Here is a 25,325-nt window from a genome sequence, read left to right on the forward strand (position 1 = left end):
ATTGATCTTTAAAGCCCTGCGGGCTTTTCGCCTTATATCCCCGCCCGCATTGGGCGAGGGTTTACGGCGTTTTTCGCTAAATATATGAGGGTAAAAGATCGAAAATTCCCCCTTCTTTCTAAGCAACAAAATCTTATCTCTACTATGTCAAATAAAAGGTGGGGTCTAAATAAGTTTGTATAACAATAATGTGTTTTGTGGCACCTCGCACGTCTAATGTCTTGTTATTGATGTTAAATAACGTAATAACATCAGGAAAAGGGGTATATTATGCCAACACTGTTTAATATGTGGACGTTTGCACTTTTATCCTTGGGGTTAGTGCTAACACCTGGTCCTAATATGATTTACCTGATTTCACGTTCAATCTCTCAAGGAAAAAAAGCGGGATTTATTTCACTAATAGGTGTGGCTGTTGGATATGTTTTTTATATGTTATTAGCTGCATTTGGTATTACCGCTATTTTCATGGCTGTACCTTATGCTTACGACACATTAAAAATTTGTGGTGCTATTTACCTTTTATATATTGCTTGGCAATCAATTAAGCCCGGTGGGCGTTCTATTTTTCACCCCAAAAAATTACTTTCAGGTAATACGACAAAGCTCTTTGTGATGGGATTTATCACGAATCTGCTCAATCCTAAAATTGCATTAATGTACTTATCACTGTTACCTCAATTTATTAGTATTCAAAATGGCAGCATTTTAAATCAGTCATTAGTGTTAGGCAGTATCCAAATTATTATTAGTATTGTCGTAAATGCATTGATTGTTATTGCCGCGGGCTCTATTGCTGGATTTTTCATACAAAGGCCTCGTTGGGCACTCGTTCAACGTTGGTTTATGGCAACAATCTTAGGCGCTTTAGCCATCAAATTAGCTACAGAACCGCGCGTAAATTAAAGTTTTATCTGCTATTTTTATCATAAACAATCCAAGACAATCTCTTTAGTTATCAATAGAAAACAGGGTACAATATGTTGCTATATGATAATGAAGAGATATCCTTGTGAATAAAGTTAAAGATGATATTTATTGGATGCATAAAGCAATTGAGCAAGCGCAAAAAGCACAAGAAATCGGTGAAATACCGGTGGGTGCAGTATTAGTTGTTGATAATAAAATCATTGCTAAAGGATGGAATCATTCAATTATTGATAACGACCCTACTGCACATGCTGAGATTATGGCATTACGTAAGGGGGGAAAGCATTTACAAAATTATCGTCTACTTGATGCGACGCTTTATATTACCTTAGAACCTTGTGTGATGTGTGCCGGAGCGATTGTGCATAGTAGGGTAAAACGTGTGGTTTATGGCGCCTCAGATTTAAAAACAGGTGCGGCTGGCTCATTTATTGATATTTTACAGCACCCCGGAATGAACCATAAAGTTGAGATAACATCAGGTGTATTAGGTGAAGAGTGTTCACAGCTTTTAAGTCAATTCTTTAAAATGAGAAGGGCTGAGAAGAAACAACTTAAAAAGCAAAAAAACAGCCCAGTTGTAATTAATATAGAACCAGCAATAAAAGAATAATACCTGTTTACTGATAATTAAGGGTATACGTTGCTTGTGCTTGGAAAGGGCCTGTTAGTAATGTTTGGTTTTTCAGCGCAGAGGGTGATGCTTCAACATATGTCATAAAATTAAACTGAATTCGTTTATTATTAAGAAGTTGAGTTGAGCTCGGTTTTTTTAATTGAATAACATTGCGTTGAAGATCGGTAAAAACAATTCCGATACTTTTAGGATCTTCAGATCCTGTGCCGACAACAGCAAGGTGATTGGGCATTGTTGGATGCTCTTTACCATCTAGTGTGATCGTGACGCTTTTATAAATATCCTGACTGCAATTTTCTAAGCTAATACTAAAAGAAACAGGTTCACTTTTTTGAAAAGTATAGAGATCTTTAGCCGATATCTGTTTGAAATCAACTACCTTATTTTCATCACCAGCAACGATAGTACAACCATGTGCAACCACGACACCTTTAAACTCCATATCGCCACCAATAAGCTCTGTCACGGCAAAGGCTGAGGGTGACAGTAATAATAAAACAGAAATAGTAGATGTTATTATTGGGTTTCTCATTACATAAACTCCGCAACTAATGTGGCATGTGCTGAAAACTCGCCTTCTGTAATTTTGCTACCTGTTTTTGCAATGGGAGCCGCAGTAACTTCCCAGTTTCCTGTAAAATTATTTAATTTCCCGACAGAAAAGTATTGATTAGGTGGCACAATCGTTCCTGATTTATCTCTTAAAACAATCCCCAGATTTGTTCTATCTACAGGTCCTGTTGTACCAAGATAATTAGGATTAAAACTAGCGATACCTGAACTTCCTGTTTGAATTTTAAACATAATTCGACTGTTAGGATTAGTAAAACTACCCCCTTCACACTTGATTGGAATATTGCGTGTGATCTTATAATTCTGACCATTTAAATAGTCAGAAGTATTACCAACATTGCCAAAATCAAAGGTAATTGGAGATCCATTATTAAATGTACATTTATCTTCCGTGGTTAATATTCCTGAATTAATCACTAATTTTGAAATTGGCTCAGGGCCATATTCTTGGTATAAGCCATTACCTACACGTGCATACATTTGGGCGACAGCTTGTCCTGTTAATGAAACTCCATTAATAATGGGTTTTTTTAAGCGAAATACTAATACACCACTACTTCCTGATGACATGTTAGGTTTGGGTGATTCAGGAACACGGCAACCTTGTTGCCCATTTCGATTGTTAGGCTTTTCAATAAAAGGAACGGTCGGTAGTGAATCTGGCCCCCAAATGGAAAACTTGATCTTAACATCGACGTATTCATTAAGTTCATAGTAATTATTACCTAAATAGCGCAAGTCGGAATTGGCCATAAAATAGGTACGAGAATTCGGAACTAAGGGATCTTTAGGACAATAAACTGTCGCTAAATATCTGTCGGGTAAAGAAAAATTGACTGTGGCGGTTTCGCCCGGGCGGTTATTAGGAAATGTTGCGTTATTTAACTCAACTCTAAAAATATTAGGGCCTCCAACCGTGCGAACCTCACCATGAATATAGGCAGATGCAATAATTGGAGTACATAACATTGCGCCAGTAAAAAGTAATTTTAGCGTATTGAAATAAAAATTTGCTGTTGTTAATTTCATTTTATTCCTACTGGCGTCAGTTTATTAATATTTTGGTTGTTGGTCTTTCGGTGCTGCTTTACAGCTATTTTGTTGGCAAACAAATTTTAATTCTGGATGCCCACCGTAATCATTTACATACATCATGTAAAATTGATTGACGTTACTGGTTTTAACTGGAATTTCTAGTGATGATTTAGGTGCAACCATTAAACCAGGGAAAGTGGTCAATTTGTCGCTATCTTCACCATTCAATTTATTAGAAAGCCCAATAATCGTGATGTAGTAAGGTGTCGGGTTTTCGGCAATAAATTGATTACCTTGTTTTTTAAACACTAATTGGTCTTGCCAAATCATGCCTGGCTTTTCAGGAATAATAGCTGTTGGGCGGTAGAATAATTTAATGCGAGACTGCATTGCCATTTGCAATACGTTAGCTTGTTTGGGAGCGGGTGGAATTTCGCGTACATTTAAATAGAACAGCGATTCTCTATCTTGTGGCAAAAGTCCAATTTCTGCTGTTTTGGTAATTCTGACAACACCTTTTTGGTCTCCATCAAGACGTTGTAAAGGGGGTAACGCTACTAAAGGAGAGGCGATTTTTTGTCCGTGTTCATTTTCAACCCATGATTGTGCTAAAAAAGGAATATCAGGGCTAGTATTTTTTAGGTTTACACTCGCTGAGTTTTCGTTACCCATAAGCACAACGCGAGTTCTATCTAATGATACGCCTGCTTGAGCCGTACTCATTATGCTGAGCGCAATTAATGAGCCACAAAAAAGCGTTTTGAGTGTGTTGAATGAGTTCATACAATTATCTCTAGTAATTCATTTTGTTCATTAAAGTCCCTGACATAATAATGATTCACGTTTTAGTGGATCGTTAATTACGGCTGGAATTGTAATCGTACACTGGGTTTTACCACCCCAAATCACGTTTAATGATTCATTAAGGTTAACACCGGCGATATAAACTAAACCATCTTCCATCACCATTCCCATATTTTGACCATTTTTATTGGTGATTTCGGCACCAAATGGTGGGTATGCTTGATCGACAGTTCGTAAGATAGCCATTAGGCGTTCACCTTGGCGAACAGGGAATTTATAGTAGCCAATCGCACCTTCAGTTAAAGTCGCAGAACTAATGGCTTTGTGTGTTTCAATATCTGAATCCATTTTATCAACATCAATACGAGCATCAACATTGTTATAACTGGTTAAGTCAGTTAATACCCCTATACCAAATAGGTTTGTTGTTGTGCTTTGATTATTAAATGGCACACCTGCAACGCCATCTGTATCAACCATCATGCGAGCAGTACTCGATGTCATGCTACTACTATGCAATGCAGCACCATGACGCGTTGCAGTAAACCCACCTTTAACAGTTGCACCCAGTGCAACATAATTATCTTGCTGATAACTTGCATTGGCGTTAATTTCTGCATATTGGGAGCGGTGTTGATAATAACCATCAGTATTTGCTTTATTATCTGAGCTTAAACCTGCTCGGACACGCCATAGATTATTATAATTACTATTATCAGAATAAGAGGCCATTTGGTTCACTTTGCCGTTACTGTCTTGCAAGCTATAACCAATGCTTCTGCCACTACCCAATGGAACTGAAATATTGAAAGAAATACTGTCATCAGTATTTCCTTTATGCTGAGTGCGGAATGCTGATAAGTTGGTATTAATCTGCTCTATACCCATAATAGAAAAATTGCGACTTACCGTAACACCATATTGTTCTTGTGTATTTTTATCCCAATAGTTTTGGTGTCGATAAGATAGATAAAGTGTTGTCGATTTTTCAATATCATCAGCCCAAAAAGTTTTGTTACCTGTAATGGTATACATCTCTTTTTCATAACCATTGTTATTAATGCTGTTGTAACGCTCATCTATATATTGAGAGAAAGATCGGAAAGTTTTCTCTGAAAAACGATAGCCAGCAAAAGTAATCGTACTATGGTACTCATCGAATGTTTTAGCGTAGTTCAGTTTAAATGACATCCCGTCGATATTCTCATTATCATAGGTTTTGCTATAAGATTGAGTAATATCACCTGAAAGAGTACCTAAACGCCCCATATCGTGACCTAAACCTAATGACCACGCATTGTAATCTTTAGCCGTTAATAAAACTCCGCCATACAGTGACCATGTGTTGTTCATCCCCCATGAAAAATCGCCTTGATAAAAAACAGGGCCTTGCATTTTATGGTTATTGAGTGATGACTGACCCATTGATGTGTTATAGCGTACTGAACCGGGGCGAGTCATATAAGGTAGATTGGCGGTTTGTACTTGGAATTCGTTTACTTTACCGTTTTGCTCTTCAACTCTGACATTTAATTGACCTTGTACAGTATCTTGTAAATGTTTAATAGCAAAAGGGCCCGCAGGTACAGTGGTTTCATAAATTAAGCGACCATTTTGCGTTACAGTTACTTTGGCATTAGTGTTTGCTATACCATGAATTTCAGGTGCATAACCTTGCAAAGAAGGAGGCAACATTCTTTCATCACTTTGTATATTAGCGCCTGTAAAACGAAAACTATCAAAAACTTGAGAGTTTAAATAAGTTTCACCAAGCGTTAATTTTGCTGCTTGATTTGGTAATGGTTTATATGCGTAAATCTGATTCCAATCAAAGCTATTATTTGATGAATATTCAGATGAATAGTTTCCTTGATATTCAGCACGTAATCGCCATTCGCCAAGGTTAATCCCAGCTTGGCCATATCCTGTCAATGAGTTGTTATTATTGCCTTTATTCGGACGCGTCGATGTCCCTGTTAAGGTATAGTCAACTAATAGCCCTGATACACCCGGATCCCACAATTCAGGTGGTGTCCAATCCGTATCTTCATATTTCATTAATGAGCGAGGTATAACAATATCGAGAACACCACCATCATTTTTGATAGAGATACCCGGTAATTGACTAATATCGAAACAATCTGGTGAGATTTCTTCGATAAATTTTTGATTTTCTTCGTTAACTGTTAATTTTTTTAGAAGAGTAGGGTCAATACAAGCGATGGAGTAATTGGGTTTAACTTCAACGTAATTAATGTTTTGGCGAGGGAAATCACGACCATTTATACGGATATCTAAGTAGTAGATACCCGGAATGATGTAATTAGAGGTTGCAAAACGAGATAAATCGACATTATCTCTGTCTTCGGCATCTAGCATATGAATGTTAAATTCCACAGAATCATCTTGCTCGGCTTGAGCGACAAACGCTAAGCACAATAGCAAAATGGCACAAATGTTTTTCCATATTGTGCTGTGAAAAAAAGAAATTAACATGAATAAACGCCTAATTATTAATTAAATAAAAACTAATTAAATAATGAATATTTATTTAATTAATTTTTATTTTATTCTTATTAAATTGAAGTGTTTTATCGAATTTAACGCAGAGGAAATCCCCTGCGTTAATGCAGTAACTAATTTATTATTTAATTAATTTAAATAAATAAAACGATTACTGATAATCAACTTGGAAGTTGATAACGGCTTGGAATTCACCAGGCGTTACAGTCGCTTCAGCTGATTCAGCTTGAACGTAAGCAACAAATGGGATTTTAGAAACACCATTAACTAATTGTACAGGTGTTGTTGCTGTGTTCCATTTTACTGATTTGCTGCCAGCATCCATTAAACCGATACCTGCGCCAGAAGCTGAGCCAGATACGAAAGAAGCTAAGTCTTTATTTGTTGCATTAACAACGCTTGGTGTATAGCTAACAGTAGCTGTTTTTGCTACGGTAGTATCACAGTCTTGTAATTCGATATCTTTTTTAACGTTACCCGCTTTCTGCATATTTGCTAATGCAGAAGTTGGGATTTCACTGAAATCAACAATAACAGGACTTGAAGAAGCTGCTAATCCACAAGCTGAATTAACAATTTCACCTTTTAATTGAATTTCGCCTTTAGTTGAGCCAATTTTTGGTGCAGGAGTTTCAGCAGTTGCAACAGAATTAATACCAAATACTAAAGCAGCAGCTAAAGCAATTTTACTCAGTTTCATTATAAATAATCCCTTGAAGATCGTGCGTATTATTACTTGTAGAAAATAATATTAATATCGGAATATAAAAAATTGATTTGCATTATATTTCGAATTATTTCGAATAATGACTGGTTTATATGATATCAACAAAGGCGCTCTGTTTGATATAACGTTTTGTTGATTTCCTCAATTTTCATATTTAATCTTGCCTATTCCATATTAATAGAGTTTTGTATAGGTTTATTGTTTTTATTACTCACTTTGTGGGTTAAAAAGTTTATCAGGCAGATAAATTTAATAGACAATATAATTAACATTGTCTTAACTTTACAAAAAGTAATGTTATTAACATTAGGTTAAGAAAATTAATAAAAACAATTATAGATTATCATAATATATATAATTCAATAGGTTATATGTTAATAAAGAGGTTGTTCAGTTAATTTTTAACGAGAAAAAAGTTTTTAACAAAATAATAATCATAAAATGAATAATAACTAATGAGATAATTCCTACGTACTTAAGTTAATTTTTTCTTATATTTCACCTATTCTGATAGTCTTAAAATGACTATTTAGATTATTTAAAGTACAATTTACTCATCAGGTGAGTGTTTTTACTAATGAGTGTTACATTTTTTAACACATGAGTTTTCCCTATTTTTGGGAAAAAAAGACATAAAAAAATGTAACAATTTTTAATATTAAGAAAATATTAATTTAGGAGGCTTCAATGGCAGGGGGAGCTTTTCAATAGTAGAAATGAAATAAATAAGCCTCTATAAAAGAGGCTATGTTGTTTAATTGGCTGTTTTTAAGTACAAAAATTATTGATAAGCCATATCTTGAGTCAATGGTGATCTTCCTTGTTTTTCATCATCTCCATCATCTTCTTTATCTTTAGATAATATTTTATTTTTGCTCTCTTTGGCTTGAAGGTAACCAACAAGGCTGAGTTGGTATCGTCGAATGTTTTCAACATAGCGATAAGCCTCATGGCCTCTGGCATAGCCATAAGGGAGATTTTCATAATATTTCTTTTGGCTAAGTAGAGGTAGTCTTGATTTTACATCTAGCCAACTGTCAGGATCGGCATTTTGCTGCTCAGTAAGTCTTCTGGCATCAAGCATATGGCCAAATCCTATATTATATGCTGCTAATGCAAACCAAATTTTTTCATCTTCAGGGATAGAATCGGGTAAACGCGAAAGGAGGTGCTGAAGATATTGCGCTCCTCCTCGAATACTCTCTTCAGGATCAAGCCTATCAGTAACGCCCATACTTGATGCCGTGGGACGAGTTAACATCATCAATCCTCTCACTCCTGTTGGTGATGTAGCATGAGGATCCCAATGTGATTCTTGCCATGCCATAGCGGCCAATAACCGCCAATCGAAAGTATCTGCATACTTTTCAAAAAGGGGCTGATAGTTTGGTAAAACAGAATCTATCGCTGTAATAAAAGAGATAGTATCGAAGTAATCAAACGAACCCACATGACCAAAATACTTTTCTTCAAGTCTTGCTAACACATCGTCTTGAGATAATTGATTAAAGTAATCAAGCATTGCCGCATATAAGCTATTATCTTCACCATCCGGCAAATACCATGTTAATGGTCGACTTTCAGTGACTTCAAACCCTACAGCAACATTAGGATGAATGCGTTGTTGTACTGCAACACTGATTGAGTCCGCTAACACATAAGTTATTTTGCCTTCAGATAATGCTTCTAGCAGTTGTGATGTCGTCTGATTATCTGATTCTTCCCATTCAAGTTCGGGATATTGCGTCTCTTTTAATGTTCGCAATAAACTTGCATGAGCAGAGCCTGCAGTGACAACAAGGCGCCCATCTAACGTATCAAAGCTACGTGGTCTTAATGTCCCTTTACGGTAAATGAGTTGTTGAGAAACTGAAAAATAAGCAGGTCCACTGCGTGTCGTCTCTAATCTCTCTTTATTATAAAGTAATCCGGCGGCGATAAAGTCAGCTTTATTATTCTCCAGATCATCAAACATTTGGTTGATATTTGTCCGCATATTAACGACAAGTTTCACGCCTAGGTAATCTGCAAAGCGTTTAACTAATTCATAATCGAAACCTACGGGGTCCTTTTTATCGTTCATCGTTATCAATGGTGAAGGTATCGTACTAATTCTTAACTCACCACGAGATAAAATCTTATTTATCTGCGCTTTTTGCCTATCTGGCCATGTAATATTCAACGCGATAATAGCCGCTGAAAAGAGCGCTATGATAACGATAACGAAATAGTTTATCCTTATATTATTCAATAGGTTGGTTCTCGTTAACGTTGTTTATTGTTGTGTGTAAAATCGTCATTTTAACATGGATAAATTTCCAGTAATCGAGCATTTTGCTTAACATATTGGCAAGACGCAACTTGATTACACCAATTAATCATTAAAACACTCTAAGTTAAATGCCGTTATTTTGTTCACGCAAACGGTTTCGTCTGAGCGGTTATTCTATTATACTAGGCGCGTTTCCCCTGAATGATTGATCAGGCTAGCTGCTAAAAGAGAGAACTCAATACTATGGAAATCCTGCGTGGCTCCCCCGCTTTATCCGCGTTTCGTATTAATAAATTACTCACTCTATGTCAGGAAAATGCTCTTCCTGTACAAGGTATATATGCGGAATTTGTCCATTTCGCGAAAGTGGAAGGGCAGTTATCTGAAGATGACCAAATTAAATTACGTCAACTACTGCATTATGGGCCTTCATTAACAGAACATGAGCCTGTTGGGGAAATGCGAGTGGTTACGCCTCGCCCAGGAACCATTTCACCTTGGTCTTCTAAAGCGACAGATATTGCACATAACTGTGGTTTAGCCAAGGTTGTCCGAATTGAACGTGGTATCGCTTACTTTATTGAGTGCGGTACGATGACAGACACTCAGTGGCAACAACTTTATGGTTTTATTCATGATCGAATGATGGAAACCATTTTCTTAAATTATCAAGATGTAAATGCACTTTTTGCTGAGCAAACGCCAGCACCACTAAAAACTATTGATGTTCTTGCAAAAGGCAAAGATGCATTGGTAAAAGCTAATATCGAAATGGGATTAGCGCTGGCAGATGATGAAGTTGATTACCTAGTCGATGCTTTCAACCGCTTACAACGTAATCCAACAGATGTTGAGCTTTATATGTTTGCCCAAGCCAACTCTGAACATTGTCGCCATAAAATATTTAATGCTGATTGGATAATTGATGGTAAAGCTCAAGATAAATCATTATTTAAAATGATTAAAAATACGTTTGAGCAAACGCCTGATTATGTTATGTCAGCTTATAAGGATAATGCAGCTGTAATGGAAGGTTCTGTGGCTGGACGCTTTTATCCTGATACAGAAAAAGGGCATTATCACTATCACCAAGAACCTGTACATATCTTGATGAAAGTGGAAACACATAACCACCCAACGGCGATTTCGCCTTGGCCGGGGGCAGCAACGGGGTCGGGCGGTGAAATTCGAGATGAAGGTGCAACTGGACGTGGTGCAAAACCTAAAGCTGGTCTAGTTGGATTTTCGGTTTCTAACTTACGAATTCCTGGGTTTGAACAGCCTTGGGAAGAAGATTTTGGCAAACCAGAGCGTATTGTTAATGCATTAGATATTATGACCGAAGGTCCATTAGGTGGTGCAGCATTTAATAATGAATTTGGTCGTCCAGCATTACTTGGCTATTTCAGAACCTATGAAGAACAAGTTAATAGCCATAATGGTGTTGAAATTCGCGGTTACCATAAACCAATCATGTTAGCAGGGGGGATTGGTAATATTCGCGAAGACCACGTACAAAAAGGTGAAATTACCGTTGGTGCTAAGCTGATTGTACTTGGTGGACCATCTATGAACATTGGACTTGGTGGTGGTGCGGCTTCTTCTATGACATCAGGCCAATCAGATGCAGATTTAGATTTCGCCTCTGTTCAGCGTGATAACCCAGAAATGGAACGTCGCTGCCAAGAAGTTATCGACCGTTGTTGGCAATTAGGTGACGATAATCCAATCTTATTTATTCATGACGTTGGTGCTGGTGGCCTTTCAAATGCAATGCCTGAATTAGTCAATGATGGTGGTCGTGGTGGTCGTTTTGAATTACGCAATGTTCTTAATGATGAACCGGGTATGAGCCCACTTGAGATCTGGTGTAATGAATCTCAAGAGCGTTATGTATTGGCAGTATCACCTGAGAAAATGCCTCTGTTTGATGCGTTATGTCAGCGTGAAAGAGCACCTTATGCGGTGATCGGTGAAGCAACACAAGAACGTGAATTAGTGCTCAATGACACACACTTTGATAATAAACCGATTGATATGCCATTAGACATATTATTAGGCAAAGCACCTAAAATGTTGCGTGATGTAAAATCACTTAAAACAGAAGGTGAGTATCTTTCTCGTAAAGATATCGATTTAAAAGATGCTGTTTATCGTGTTCTTCATTTACCCGCAGTTGCTGAAAAAACTTTCTTAATTACCATTGGTGACCGCTCGGTAACGGGTATGGTTGCGCGTGACCAAATGGTCGGACCTTGGCAAATTCCCGTTGCCAATTGCGCTGTGACCACCGCAACATTAGATAGCTATTATGGTGAAGCGATGTCTATTGGTGAACGAGCACCTATCGCACTGTTAGATTTTGCTGCATCTGCACGTATGGCTGTCGGTGAAGCGCTAACAAATATGGCGGGTTGTGATGTAGAAGCACTTAATCGTATTAAGCTTTCGGCTAACTGGATGTCAGCAGCTGGTCATCCCGGTGAAGATGCGGGTTTATATGATGCAGTGAAAGCCATTGGTGAAGAGTTATGTCCAGAGTTAGGCATTACGATCCCTGTGGGTAAAGATTCGATGTCAATGAAGACGCGCTGGCAAGATAAAGATGGAAAAACCAAAGAGGTTACTTCTCCATTATCTTTAGTGATTACGGCATTCTCTCGTGTTGAAGATGTGCGTAAAACTGTGACGCCTGAATTATCAACACAAGCAGGAAACCGCTTGTATTTGATTGATTTGGGAAATGGCCATAACGCATTAGGCGCGACAGCACTAGCCCAAGTTTATCGTCAATTAGGCCAAAAAGCGGCTGATCTTCGTGATGTTGAGCAGTTAAAACAGTTCTTTAATGTGATGCAACAATTGGTTAATGAGCGCAAATTGTTGGCTTATCACGATCGTTCTGATGGCGGATTATTTGTCACTCTTGTAGAAATGGCATTTACAGGCCATTGTGGCTTACATGTTGATATCAGTGCGTATGATGAAGATATTTTAGCTGGACTCTTTAATGAAGAGCTCGGTGGCGTGATCCAAATTAGTGCAGAACATCAAGAAGCTGTAGAAGCATTATTTGCTGAATATGGCTTATTGGATTGTTTACACTATTTAGGTCAAGCAACAGAAAATGATGCCATTATTATCCAAAGTCGTGAAACTGAAGTTTATAATGAAAAACGCAGTACTTTACGTCTTTGGTGGGCGGAAACAACATGGCAAATGCAACGCTTACGTGATAATCCAGAGTGTGCAGATGAAGAGCATCAAGCAAAACAAGATCTCAACGATCCGGGGTTAAATGTGAATTTAACCTTTGATCCAAATGAAGATATTGCTGCACCTTATATTGCAACAGGAAACCGCCCTCGTATCGCGGTATTAAGAGAGCAAGGCGTTAACTCTCATGTTGAAATGGCGGCTGCTTTTGACAGAGCGGGTTTTGATGCTATCGACGTTCATATGAGTGACTTACATTCCTCACGACGTTCACTTAGTGATTTTGATGTATTGGTGGCGTGTGGCGGATTCTCTTACGGTGATGTATTAGGCGCGGGCGAAGGTTGGGCGAAGTCTATTTTATTTAACTCTCGTTTACGCGATGAGTTTGCCCAATTCTTTGAACGTCAAGATACCTTGTCCCTTGGGGTCTGTAATGGTTGTCAAATGATGTCAACATTATCAGAACTTATTCCGGGGGCAGATTTGTGGCCTCGTTTTGTTCGTAACCGTTCTGAGCGTTTTGAAGCACGCTTTAGTTTAGTGAAAGTGACAGAAAGTCCATCGTTATTACTACAAGGTATGGCGGGTTCACAAATGCCTATTGCTGTTTCTCATGGTGAAGGTTTTGCTGAATTCCGTAATGAAGAGCAATTAGCACAACTAGAAGCTCAAAATTTAGTGGGATTACGTTTTGTCGATCATTACGGTAATCCAACAGAACAATATCCATTAAATCCTAATGGCTCTGTAAAAGGGATCACCGCTGTTACGACAAAGGATGGTCGTTCAACCATTATGATGCCTCACCCAGAACGGGTGTTTAGAACGGTCAGTAATTCTTGGCATCCAGATAATTGGGGTGAAGACAGCCCTTGGATGCGTTTATTCCGCAATGCAAGAAAACAATTTGATTAATCAAATGTAATATTGTCTTAGTAATAAACACATAAAGCCTCTACATTGTTAGGGGCTTTATTTTATTGATAATAAAGAGATTATTTTTCATTGTGTAAAAAAGGCGACACTTACCATTTTAAATGTCGCCTTTTGGCGACATTTAATTGATTGAAATATAAGTGATTATTAAATTTGGGGTAACTCTGTCTGGATATGGAGACAGCTTGGTTGTTTTATGAGTAGATAAAAAAGAGTTATAAATAAAACATGATAGGTGTTTTTTAATTTTTCATTTATTTTCAATGTGTTAATTTTTTTATTGAAAAGTTGGCACGCCTTGTGCATTATATAAATCAGTTGCTCATTCAACTTTTTATGTCGGTCCACAATAATGGGTGGGAACATACCACATAAGCCAGGAATGACGCCAGAGTAAGGTGCCTACCGTCCAACATCATGATACTCGTCTTCGGACCTTATCAAACACAGGGCGACACGTGGAGTGAGGCACCACCTTCATTCTCTTTTAGAGAAAAAAGAGATGAAATATTGACGAGCGGAATATCTCAATAAGATATTCCGCTCTCCCACTTCTAGAGCCTGTCGCATTTCCTCGTTTGTGTTTGTTCGCTTGCCTGATTTTCCTAATGTCGGACTTTTTTCTTGTTATCAAGTCATGTAGCATCGCATTACTCTAATAGGTGTTGAGATGATTTCATTGAAAAAGTGGCGTATTTTCCCCCGTTCTTTAAGACAGCTCGTGATAATGGCATTTTGGATGGTGCTATTACCTTTACTTGTGCTTGCTTATCAGGCTTATCAAAGTCTTGATCAATTAAGTAATCAGGCAGCGATTACTAATAAAAATGCCCTTGCAGATACCGAACGTAGTGAAGTGATGCGAAATCTAGCGATTGAAATGGAAGGAAATTATCGCCGATATTGTGTTTTAAGAGATAAAACCGATGATGATATGTATCAGCAACGCTACCAGCAATACAGCAAACTCTTCTCAACATTACAGCAAACCATCATTCCTCTATCTGCCTCTAAAGAAGCCGATGTGCTTAATACTTCACTTGAAAAATTAAAATCAATTCAATGTGAAAGTAGTGAACCCACTAAAGAGATGCAACAAGCTTTAGAGCAGTTCTCTTATGCCAATAACCGTATTGTTGTCTTAACCAAAGAGATTATTTTTAGTCGCGGTGAACAACTCCAAATGGCAATCGCTGAGAAAGGACGCTATTTCGGTTGGCAAAGTCTTATTGTTTTTGTTTTCAGTTTGATCCTCATCGCGCTATTTACTCGAATGATTATTGGTCCTGTTAAAGGGATTGAAAAGATGATCAACCGATTAGGTGAAGGTCGAACTCTCAGTAATAATTTAGATACTTTTCAAGGACCGCGAGAACTGCGATCATTAGCACAGCGTATTATTTGGTTAAGTGAACGTTTAGCATGGCTTGAATCTCAACGACATGAATTTTTACGTCATATCTCTCATGAGTTAAAAACACCGTTAGCCAGTATGCGAGAAGGTACGGAATTATTAGCGGATGAAGTTGCCGGTCCTTTAACTCTTGATCAAAAAGAAGTCGTTTCAATTCTTGATAATAGTAGTAAGCAATTACAGTTATTAATTGAACAATTGCTTGATTACAATCGTAAACTTTCTGAAGTTCCTCAGCAAATTGAAGAAATTAACTTGATTGATATAGTAAATGATGTGGTATTAGCTCACAGTTTACCCGCGAGAGCTAAAGATATTAAAACGATTATTTCACTTAATCTAACTACATGTAGAGCAGAAGCGACGCTATTATCACGAGTTATCGACAATCTCTATTCGAATGCGGTGCACTATGGTGCTGAATCAGGTAATATCTGGATCTCTAGTTATCAAGTTGAACAGAAAATAGTTATTGATATAGCCAATAAAGGAACCCCTATTCCTGAATCTGAACAAAAAATGATTTTTGAACCCTTTTTCCAAGGATCTTTGCTACGTAAAGGGGCAGTTAAAGGAAGTGGTTTAGGTTTGAGTATTGCTCATGACTGTATCAAAAGAATGGAAGGTGAATTAAGTGTTGTTCCTTCTGACTATGCTGATGTCTGTTTTCGTATTGAATTACCGCTACTTTCTGAGATTAAATAATGCAAATTAGGTCACAAAAACAAGCATCTCCTCATCATGAGTATAAAAAAATAAATAAGAAGATGCTTGGTATTGAATTGTTATCTATGGCCCCTGCATCAACTAGAAAAATCGCATTAAATTGGAAGCAATGTTTCTTGTTTATCATGTTTCCACTGGTTCTTTCAGGGTGTACACCAAAGTCGCTCACTAATACACAAGAGCCTGAACAAGAAATTCCTGTTGTTAAACAAAAAACGATTGATTATCGTTGGGCTGAATGTAAAACATTAAGCTCATTTTATGATGAAGGCATTAATAACGCACTTTATTGGTTACGTGCTATTGAATGTACAAACCGCATAATGACGACAGAAGCACAACGCCAAGCAAACAATGTTATTGTCACTGGTTGGGATGATGCATTTTATAAAAGTATTCTATTAGAGCGTGCTGGAATGACGATTGCCGATCGTCGAACACAATTAGTGTTATTAGAAAGCTATAAATTACAATTTCCAAGTTCTATGCGAGTTCTATTATCGATATGGATTGAGAACCAAACGCTCATTCTCTCTTTAGCGGAAGAAAAGAATCGCTATCGTCGTTTAACCACAGATACAGATAATAGAATTGATGTGCTAAGAAAAGAGAATAATGCGTTACAGCATGAGCTGAATGTCACGCTGAAAAAGCTTGAGAGCCTTACCCAAATTGAACGGCAGTTATCGAATAGAAAACAGAGTGGCTCAGTCGATTCACTATCACAAAATGAAGCGTTAACCGATAGCGCAACGGCAACATCTGCGGAAACAGAAAAAGTGAATGCGGAGAAACCTGCTACCGAAAAACCTGCTGTTGAAAAAACGACGGAAAAACCCGTTTCGACGCAATCGATAACAGAGAAGCCAAAGGGCGAGGGAAAACAACCTGCTGTAACAGCAGTTAAACCAGAGTCTTCAAAACCAGAATCTACGAAACCCGAGGTGGTAAAACCAGAACCTGTTAAAACTGATATTGACACACAAAGCTCAAAATCGGCAGAAGCTGGTTCTAAATAAGGAGAATGTGCATGGCTGGCCATAAATCAGCAAATCTTTTACTTGTCGATGACGATCCTGGGTTATTAAAGTTACTTGGCATGCGATTAACAAGTGAAGGTTTTCATATCTTCACCGCTGAAAGTGGACAAGAAGCACTAAAACTTCTCTTAAAAGAAAAAATAGATCTTGTTATTAGTGATCTCCGAATGGATGAAATGGATGGTATGGCGCTGTTTGCTGAAATACAACGTCAGCAACCAGGCATGCCAGTTATCATTCTTACCGCTCATGGCTCTATTCCTGATGCAGTGGCCGCAACGCAGCAAGGTGTCTTTAGTTTTTTGACCAAACCCGTTGATAGAGACGCACTTTATAAAGCGATTGATGAAGCACTTGAGCTTGTGACTATAGTTTCAGATGAAGAGTGGTCAAAAGATATCGTGACACGTAGCCCACAAATGCTACGTTTATTAGAGCAAGCAAAGTTAGTCGCTCAATCAGATGTCAGTGTACTTATCAATGGTCAAAGTGGTACGGGAAAAGAAGTCCTTGCTCAAGCTATTCATCGCGCAAGTCCTAGAGCGAAAAAACCTTTTATTGCTATTAACTGTGGTGCGTTACCAGAGCAACTTCTAGAGTCTGAATTATTTGGTCATGCGAAAGGCGCTTTTACAGGAGCAGTGAGCAGTCGTGAAGGTCTATTTCAGGCAGCTGAAGGCGGCACATTATTTTTAGATGAAATTGGCGATATGCCAATGGCATTGCAAGTTAAGTTATTACGAGTTTTACAAGAACGAAAAGTTCGTCCATTAGGTAGCAATCGCGATATTGATATTGATGTGCGTATTCTTTCTGCAACGCATCGTGATTTACCTAAAGCGATGGAACGTAATGAATTTCGTGAAGATCTATTCTATCGTTTAAATGTGGTTAACTTACGTATACCGACACTAAGTGAGAGAGCTGAAGATATTCCTATTCTTGCTAATCACTTATTGAGAGAATCTGCTAAACGTCATAAGCCTTTTGTTCGAAGTTTTTCAACCGATGCGATGAAATGCTTAATGACAGCAAGTTGGCCTGGTAATGTGCGTCAATTGGTTAATGTTATTGAGCAATGTGTTGCGTTAACAACAGCACCTGTGATTAGTGAAGCGCTTGTCACACAGGCATTACAAGGTGAAAATACGGCACTGCCGACATTTGCAGAAGCGAGAGGACATTTTGAAATGACCTATTTGAGAAAGCTTTTGCAAATGACAAAAGGTAATGTGACCCAAGCCGCACGCATGGCTGGACGCAATCGAACAGAGTTTTATAAATTGTTATCTCGTCATGAGCTAGATGCGAATGATTTTAAGGAATAACCTTTTCAGATAACGAATATATTTTTAAACTAATTTTCCTTTTATGCGGAAGATAGCGGAGAGACTAATTTTTATGAGTCGTAAATTAAAACTCGCCATGGCTCAACTTAATTGGGTTGTTGGCGATATTGAAGGTAACTGCGAACGCATGTTATCTACCATTAAGGCACAAGAAGAGGCTGATTTGGTCATGTTCTCTGAGTTGGCTTTATGTGGTTACTCTCCTGAAGATCTGCTATTTCGTCCTGATTTCCAACAGCGTTGTGAAACACAACTTACGCGTTTAGAACAAGCAAGTAAAAAAACAGCGATTGTAGTTGGACATCCTTGGTGGCAAAACGGCAAAATTTACAACGCACTTTCATTTTTCTATAAAGGTGAATTACAAGCGCGTTATTTCAAACAGCAATTACCGAATTATGGTGTGTTTGATGAGAAGCGTTATTTCCAACAAGGAAATGAGCGCTGTGTGGTGCCATTTAAGGGTTACCACTTAGGTTTGTTAATATGTGAAGATATTTGGATCAATGAACCTATTGATGCATTAAAGCAAGCGGGGGCTGATCTCGTTCTATCTATTAATGCATCACCTTATAACCGTGAAAAACCGCATATTCGTACACAGCTAATTAAAGAACATTGCCAAAGAACACACCTTCCGGTGATTTATCTTAACCAAATTGGCGGTCAAGATGAGTTGGTTTTCGATGGTTGTTCAAAAGTATTTGATGAACGGGGTGCTATTACGCATCGTTTAGCCGCATTTGATGAACAAACTACCATCGTTGAATTCGACGAATTGAATATTATTCCGATGGCAGAGCCAGCGCCAGAACTGTCACCTCTAGCGCAAGTTTATCAAGCATTAGTGCTTGCAACGCGTGATTATGTAATTAAAAACGGTTTTAAAGGGGCAATTCTAGGGTTATCTGGTGGTATTGACTCTGGATTAACGGTTGCCATCGCAGCTGATGCTTTAGGCAAAGAGAGTGTTCAGGCTGTGATGATGCCATTTCGTTATACTTCAGAAATGAGTATTCATGACGCGAAAGAACAAGCTGATTTATTAGGTGTTGAGTTTGATACGGTTTCTATTGAACCCATGTTTGATGCTTTTATGGCTCAACTTGCACCTATGTTTAAAGATACTGCAGCAGATACCACAGAAGAAAATCTACAAGCGCGTTGTCGAGCTGTTATTTTGATGGCCATGTCGAATAAACGTCGCCGTTTAGTGTTAACCACAAGCAATAAAAGTGAATCAGCAGTGGGGTATTCCACATTGTATGGTGATATGGCGGGTGGTTTTGATGTACTAAAAGATATACCTAAAACATTAGTTTTTGAGCTTTCTAAATATCGTAATACACTTTCACCTGCCATTCCTCAGCGTGTTATTGATAGACCTCCATCAGCGGAACTTGCACCGGGACAAACAGACCAAGATAATTTACCTCCTTATGATATTCTGGATGCTATTCTTGAAGGTTATGTTGAACATGATAAATCTGTCTCTGATTTAGTTGCAGCAGGATTTGATGAAGCGACAGTTCGTAAGGTGATAAAATTAGTCGATATTAATGAGTACAAGCGACGTCAAGCCCCTGTTGGGCCACGTATTACAAGTCGTAACTTTGGTAAAGATCGCAGATACCCAATTACAAGCGGTTTTGGTCGCCACAACTGGTAATAGCAGGATAATACGATGAAAAAAATTGAAGCGATAATTAAGCCGTTTAAATTAGATGATGTAAGAGAAGCGCTGGGCGAAGTGGGTATCACGGGCATGACGGTAACAGAAGTGAAAGGCTTTGGTCGCCAAAAGGGGCATACTGAGCTTTACCGTGGTGCCGAATACATGGTCGATTTTTTACCAAAAGTGAAGATTGAGATTGTTGTCTCTGATGAAATTGTTGAAACCTGTGTAGATACAATTATGACAACAGCACAAACAGGCAAAATTGGTGATGGCAAGATTTTTGTCTTTGATGTAAGTCGTGTTATTCGTATTCGTACTGGCGAACAAGACGAAGAGGCTATTTAGTTAATTAACTTAAGCCAAATAGTTATATTATTTATTTTTATTTAAGCCCGATATTTTTGATCAAAATATCGGGCTTTTTCTTTTTCTTGCGCATAATTAATTTTTTAATGTTTTACCTATAATGCTATTTATATCTTATACAAGTCTATTGATGATATAGAACAATTTATTTTACTGTTTTTTGTAAACTTTAAGGCACAAAATGTTATTTAATAACTTTCAAGTAAAGTTATTATCATCAATATTAAAAATCATTAAGGTATGGGCAAAATAGTGTTTAATTATTTACTAAAGCGTCTCGCTTTATTTTTATGTGCGGCAGTATTAATCGCAATCACTACGGGATTTATTTTTCTTGATATTTTGGTTCTCGATAATGGTATCTCTGAAACGTCGATAACTGAATTAGGTCAAGAAATTATCGTCGCCATTATTTGCTTATTCTTTTTTGTTAAAGTGTGCCAAGAAAGTGAACAGCGGGGAGCGTTCACACTTATTATGGGGTTTTTCTTGTGCATTTTAATTCGTGAATTAGATAATGTATTTGATCAGATTGCACACGGATCTTGGGTTTGGTTTGCTCTAACGGTGGTATTTATTTCTATAGCCATTGCCATTAGAGAAGGCAAGAAAACATTAAAAGGCTTAATTCATTTTATTACTCATCCAAGCCATGGAATGTTAGTTGCTGGCCTATTATGTATTTTATTGTTCTCTCGTTTATTTGGTATGGGAATACTTTGGCACAAATTATTGGGTGAGGATTATAACCGTGCTGTTAAAAACATGGTGGAAGAGGGAAGTGAATTATTTGGTTATACACTCTGTTTAATTAGTGTTATTTGGTACGGTTTTTCTGCTAAAGAGCATGTAATTCCGACAGCGATTGAAAATAAATATCGATTATAAAAAGGTAGTGAAATAACCTAAACAAGCGCTGATAAATATAACGTTATCAGCGCTTTTATTATTCAATTTAGGATTAAATATTGATGAAGGTGTTTCTATTACAACTCTTGTGTAATAACAGTATGGGGACCAAAACATTCATAGTGAAGTTTTTCACTATTAATACCTAATTCAATAAGTTGTTTTGCAATAGATTGCATAAAAGGTAATGGGCCACAAAAATAGAAATGCATATCAGGCGTAGCTAACCAATCTTCAACTTGCTTTAATGTCATTAAGCCTTCGAATTGATAATCTTTATTTTGCACGTCTTCAGCACGTGGTGTTCGATACCATATTGCTTGTTGGTAGTGTGAAAGCTGATTGCTGATCTGATTAACTTCATCTTTAAAAGCATGAACACCACCATGTTCAGCCGCATGTAACCAATTAATATTAGCTTGATGAGCTGAAAGAGTGTGTAACATAGAGAGCATTGGTGTTAACCCGACTCCGGCTGAAATTAAGGTTACTGGTGTTGTTGGTGACACATCTAAATAGAAATCGCCCCCTGGTGCGGCGACTTGTAAAATATCTCCTTCTTGAACATGATCATGAAGAAAATTTGATAAAATACCGTTATCTTCGCGTTTTACTGCAATGCGATAAGTTTTATTATTTGAAGATTGAGTTAATGAATATTGACGTATTTCTTGGTTTTCAAGATGTTCGTCACGGAGATACAGACTTATGTATTGCCCTGCTTGATAAGAAGTAACCGCTCGCCCATCTTCAGGCTCTAATTCAAAACTGGTAATGACATCACTTTGTTTTACTTTATGTTTAACTTTAAAGTTTCGTAATCCTCTCCAACCTCCATTTGTTTGTTCTTTTTGTTGATAAATTTGCTCTTCGCGATTGATAAAGACATCTGCCAATACTTGATAAGCCTCTCCCCAAGCATCTAGCACTGCTTGCCCGGGACTAAACATTTCATCAATTGTTGCTAATAAGTTTTCACCGACGATGGGATAGTGTTCAGGAAGAATATTTAAACTCGCGTGTTTTTGTGCAATTTTTTCAACGGCAGGCAAAATGGCGGTTAAATTTTCAATGTTTGTTGCATAAGCGCATATTGCATTAAATAAGGCTTCACGTTGTGCACCATTACTTTGATGACTCATGGTGAAAATATCTTTTAATTCTGGATGACGAGAAAACATTCGATCATAAAAGTGTGCGGTTAATGTAGGGCCTGTTTTCGCAATGAGGGGAATTGTTGATTTAATTGTCGCGATAGTTTGTGCATCTAACATAATTGCTCCTGAAAAATTTTCAGTTTATAGTGAATTTTTATAAATTGTATTTTATATACAACTTATCTCTTTTTGATTATTTTGTAAATCTCTGTTTTTATTTTTTAACAAAAAATCTCAATTCTTAGAGAATGATGCGGGGGGTTTGCAAAATAAGGCGAGATGTGCCTCAAAAAGAGGAATCAACACAGGATAAAATGAGGTTGTTAAAAAGTAATAAGGTACTGTTATAGTTGGATGGCAAACGATTGCGTATTTTTTCATTAGGGACTATCTCAATGAAGAAAAAGAGTTTACACTGTATGCCATTCTTTCTCCCGCATGGGAGTTTGTCTTTAGTGAAGTTAGCTGAGTCAGGAGATGTGAATGTTAAAACGTGAAATGAATATTGCTGATTACGATCCAGAATTATGGAATGCAATGGAAGGTGAAGTGACTCGTCAAGAAGAGCACATCGAACTTATTGCTTCTGAAAACTATACCAGCCCTCGTGTTATGCAGGCGCAGGGATCTCAGCTGACAAATAAATATGCTGAAGGCTATCCGGGTAAACGTTACTACGGTGGTTGTGAGTATGTGGATGTTGTAGAGCAACTGGCTATCGATCGTGCAAAAGCATTATTTGGTGCAGATTACGCTAACGTACAGCCTCACTCAGGCTCTCAAGCGAATGCCGCTGTTTATATGGCATTATTAAAACCAGGTGATACTGTTTTAGGCATGAACCTAGCGCAAGGCGGTCACTTAACTCATGGTTCACCAGTTAACTTCTCTGGTAAACTGTATAATATCGTGCCTTATGGTATTGATGAATCAGGTAAAATTGATTACGAAGATATCGCTATTCAAGCTAAAAAACATCAACCAAAAATGATTATCGGCGGGTTCTCTGCTTATTCTGGTCTGGTTGATTGGGCTAAAATGCGTGAAATTGCAGACAGCATTGGTGCATTCTTATTTGTTGATATGGCACACGTAGCTGGTATGGTTGCAGCAGGTGTTTATCCTAATCCAGTTCCTCATGCGCATGTTGTTACAACAACTACCCACAAAACCTTAGCTGGTCCTCGTGGTGGTCTGATCCTTGCTAAAGGTGGCGATGAAGAGTTTTATAAAAAACTGAATTCTGCTGTATTCCCTGGCTCTCAAGGTGGCCCTTTAATGCATGTTATTGCAGGTAAAGCGGTTGCATTAAAAGAAGCTATGGAACCAGAATTTAAAGTTTATCAGCAACAAGTTGCTAAAAACTCGAAAGCAATGGTAGAAGTTTTCTTAGATCGCGGTTATAAAGTAGTATCTGGCGGAACTGAAAACCACCTGTTTTTATTAGATTTAGTTGATAAAGATATTACAGGTAAAGATGCAGATGCTGCACTGGGTCGTGCAAATATCACTGTTAACAAAAACAGCGTACCAAATGATCCACGTAGCCCATTTGTAACTTCTGGTGTTCGTATCGGTTCTCCAGCAATTACACGTCGTGGTTTTAAAGAAGCTGAAGCTCGTGAATTAGCAGGTTGGATGTGTGATGTCCTTGATAATATCAATGATGAAGCGAACATTGAGAAAGTGAAACAAAAAGTCTTGGATATCTGCGCTAAATTTCCAGTTTACGCATAAGTTTGTAACGATATAATAAAACCCGTTATACAAGCCCGCTTCTAGAACTTGTTCTTGGCGGGTTTTTTTGCATCTTCAAAATGGGGGATTGGATGGTTATTCCATCAACATTGTGGCTTGCCTTAGATTATTTTACCTATTTCTTCTCATACGGCATCTTTTTACCTTTTTGGTCCATATGGCTAAAAGGAGAGGGTGTTGATCCTGCAATGATAGGTCTGTTATTAGGTGTAGGTTTAACCGCACGTTTTGTTGGTAGCCTAATTTTAACACCTGCGGTAAAAGATCCGTCAAAACTTATCACTGCATTAAGATTATTTGCTTTTCTCTCATTACTTTTTACTGTTGCATTTATGATGGGTAGCCATTGGGCATGGTTATTCTTTGTGATGACAGGATTTAACGTTTTCTTTTCACCTATGGTGCCTTTAGGCGATTCTCTAGCAGGAACGTGGCAAAAGCAGTTTCCTTTTGATTATGGAAAGATCCGCGTTTGGGGCTCAATCGCTTTTATTATTAGCTCATCATTGCTAGGTGTTTTAATTGATGTTTTTGGGCATCCCATTATTCTTTATGGGTTGATTGCCAGTACTTTTGCTCTATTTCTGACATCTATGTTGCGCCCTAAAGTTATGCCACAGGGTAAAGTGAAAAAAGCAGAACATAATAACGTCTCCTTTATGAAACTTATTTCAGATGGGCCAGTTTGGCGTTTTCTGCTATGTGTCTCTTTATTGCAAGGTGCACACGCAGCTTATTATGGTTTTAGTGCACTTTATTGGGAAAAAGCAGGGTATGACACTGCAACAATCGGTTATCTTTGGTCATTAGGTGTGGTTTCAGAGGTCATTGTTTTTATGCTGAGCCATCGTTTATTCCGCCGTTGGAGCGCAAGAAATTTACTCTTACTTTCTGCTTTTGCTGGGCTTTTACGTTGGGGATTAATGGGAAGTTTTACTGCATTACCCGCGCTTATTGTCGTTCAAATTTTACATAGTGGTACGTTTACAGTGTGTCATTTAGCCGCTATGCGCTTTATTAGCGCTCGCCAAGAGCACGAGATTATTCGCCTACAAGCGGTGTATTCAGCGTTAGCGATGGGAGGGAGTATTGCGATTATGACTATTGTATCTGGTTGGTTGTATGAAAAACTGCCTAATCAAGAATCGTTGATCTTCTGGTTAATGGCTGCATTAACGCTCCCAGCGATGTTTATCAGACCTAAAGTACAGCCTCAAAATACCTAATTACTTTATTTTATAAAAATTAAGAGCTGCAATACCTTTTAATATT

General features: G+C 37.8%; 18 protein-coding genes. 11 read left to right on the forward strand and 7 right to left on the reverse strand.

All coding sequences use genetic code 11. The features are described 5' to 3' along the window. Positions 1-270: 270 nt before the first annotated feature. The gene (locus DK858_RS04385; protein ID WP_109396367.1) at positions 271-906 is read left to right on the forward strand and encodes a LysE family translocator; all 636 of its coding nucleotides are present in this window, start codon (positions 271-273) and stop codon (positions 904-906) included. A 106-nt stretch (positions 907-1,012) separates the two neighbouring features. Next, entirely contained in the window at positions 1,013-1,543 is a 531-nt protein-coding gene (gene tadA / locus DK858_RS04390) for a tRNA adenosine(34) deaminase TadA (protein WP_109396368.1), read from the forward strand. 7 nt (positions 1,544-1,550) lie between these two features. Here the strand turns inward: tadA and DK858_RS04395 are convergent, their stop codons facing one another. The 6 genes from DK858_RS04395 to mltF all read right to left on the reverse strand — a co-directional run bounded on the left by DK858_RS04395 (position 1,551) and on the right by mltF (position 9,480). Further along, positions 1,551-2,099 (reverse strand): fimbrial protein, encoded by a 549-nt coding sequence (locus DK858_RS04395; RefSeq protein ID WP_109396369.1) that lies wholly within the window; start codon positions 2,097-2,099, stop codon positions 1,551-1,553. Beyond that, on the reverse strand, positions 2,099-3,169 hold the full coding sequence (locus DK858_RS04400) for a fimbrial protein (protein ID WP_109396370.1): 1,071 nt from the start codon (positions 3,167-3,169) through the stop codon (positions 2,099-2,101). The genes DK858_RS04395 and DK858_RS04400 overlap by 1 nt, the downstream gene beginning before the upstream one ends. Positions 3,170-3,193: 24 nt before the next feature. Continuing rightward, entirely contained in the window at positions 3,194-3,958 is a 765-nt protein-coding gene (locus DK858_RS04405; RefSeq protein ID WP_109396371.1) for a fimbrial biogenesis chaperone, read from the reverse strand. A gap of 30 nt (positions 3,959-3,988) precedes the next feature. Beyond that, entirely contained in the window at positions 3,989-6,475 is a 2,487-nt protein-coding gene (locus tag DK858_RS04410; RefSeq protein ID WP_109396372.1) for a fimbria/pilus outer membrane usher protein, read from the reverse strand. A gap of 178 nt (positions 6,476-6,653) precedes the next feature. Next, a complete protein-coding gene (locus tag DK858_RS04415) occupies positions 6,654-7,202 on the reverse strand; it encodes a fimbrial protein (RefSeq protein WP_109396373.1) in 549 nt (182 codons plus the stop codon). Between the two features lie 808 nt (positions 7,203-8,010). After that, the gene (gene mltF, locus DK858_RS04420; RefSeq protein WP_109396374.1) at positions 8,011-9,480 is read right to left on the reverse strand and encodes a membrane-bound lytic murein transglycosylase MltF; all 1,470 of its coding nucleotides are present in this window, start codon (positions 9,478-9,480) and stop codon (positions 8,011-8,013) included. A gap of 264 nt (positions 9,481-9,744) precedes the next feature. On the opposite strand from mltF, the gene purL reads away from it, so the two are divergent. The 7 genes from purL (at position 9,745) to DK858_RS04455 (ending at position 21,117) form a co-directional block, all read left to right on the forward strand. Continuing rightward, positions 9,745-13,635 carry a phosphoribosylformylglycinamidine synthase gene (gene purL, locus DK858_RS04425; protein WP_109396375.1) on the forward strand — a complete coding sequence of 1,297 codons (3,891 nt, stop codon included), beginning with the start codon at positions 9,745-9,747 and terminating at the stop codon, positions 13,633-13,635. Positions 13,636-14,326: 691 nt separating this feature from the next. Further along, positions 14,327-15,775, forward strand: a complete 1,449-nt coding sequence (locus DK858_RS04430) for a sensor histidine kinase (protein ID WP_162556475.1) — start codon at positions 14,327-14,329, stop codon at positions 15,773-15,775. After that, on the forward strand, positions 15,775-16,815 hold the full coding sequence (gene qseG / locus DK858_RS04435) for a two-component system QseEF-associated lipoprotein QseG (protein WP_228407169.1): 1,041 nt from the start codon (positions 15,775-15,777) through the stop codon (positions 16,813-16,815). The genes DK858_RS04430 and qseG overlap by 1 nt, the downstream gene beginning before the upstream one ends. A gap of 11 nt (positions 16,816-16,826) precedes the next feature. Further along, positions 16,827-18,164 carry a two-component system response regulator GlrR gene (glrR, locus tag DK858_RS04440; protein WP_023581612.1) on the forward strand — a complete coding sequence of 446 codons (1,338 nt, stop codon included), beginning with the start codon at positions 16,827-16,829 and terminating at the stop codon, positions 18,162-18,164. Between the two features lie 73 nt (positions 18,165-18,237). Further along, on the forward strand, positions 18,238-19,854 hold the full coding sequence (locus tag DK858_RS04445; protein WP_109396376.1) for an NAD+ synthase: 1,617 nt from the start codon (positions 18,238-18,240) through the stop codon (positions 19,852-19,854). Between the two features lie 15 nt (positions 19,855-19,869). Continuing rightward, positions 19,870-20,208 (forward strand): nitrogen regulatory protein P-II, encoded by a 339-nt coding sequence (gene glnB / locus DK858_RS04450; protein WP_023581614.1) that lies wholly within the window; start codon positions 19,870-19,872, stop codon positions 20,206-20,208. Positions 20,209-20,469: 261 nt separating this feature from the next. Beyond that, the gene (locus tag DK858_RS04455) at positions 20,470-21,117 is read left to right on the forward strand and encodes a hypothetical protein (protein WP_109396377.1); all 648 of its coding nucleotides are present in this window, start codon (positions 20,470-20,472) and stop codon (positions 21,115-21,117) included. Between the two features lie 98 nt (positions 21,118-21,215). Here DK858_RS04455 and hmpA read toward each other — a convergent pair whose 3' ends face one another. After that, positions 21,216-22,412 carry an NO-inducible flavohemoprotein gene (gene hmpA, locus DK858_RS04460; RefSeq protein WP_109396378.1) on the reverse strand — a complete coding sequence of 399 codons (1,197 nt, stop codon included), beginning with the start codon at positions 22,410-22,412 and terminating at the stop codon, positions 21,216-21,218. 366 nt (positions 22,413-22,778) lie between these two features. Between hmpA and glyA the strand changes: the two genes are divergently transcribed. Together glyA and DK858_RS04470 are read left to right on the forward strand one after the other, a co-directional pair. After that, positions 22,779-24,032 carry a serine hydroxymethyltransferase gene (glyA, locus tag DK858_RS04465; RefSeq protein WP_088495048.1) on the forward strand — a complete coding sequence of 418 codons (1,254 nt, stop codon included), beginning with the start codon at positions 22,779-22,781 and terminating at the stop codon, positions 24,030-24,032. Positions 24,033-24,124: 92 nt separating this feature from the next. Then, entirely contained in the window at positions 24,125-25,279 is a 1,155-nt protein-coding gene (locus DK858_RS04470) for a 3-phenylpropionate MFS transporter (protein WP_109396379.1), read from the forward strand. Positions 25,280-25,325: the final 46 nt, after the last annotated feature.

This window comes from Proteus faecis, assembly GCF_003144395.1.
Classification (GTDB): domain Bacteria; phylum Pseudomonadota; class Gammaproteobacteria; order Enterobacterales; family Enterobacteriaceae; genus Proteus; species Proteus faecis.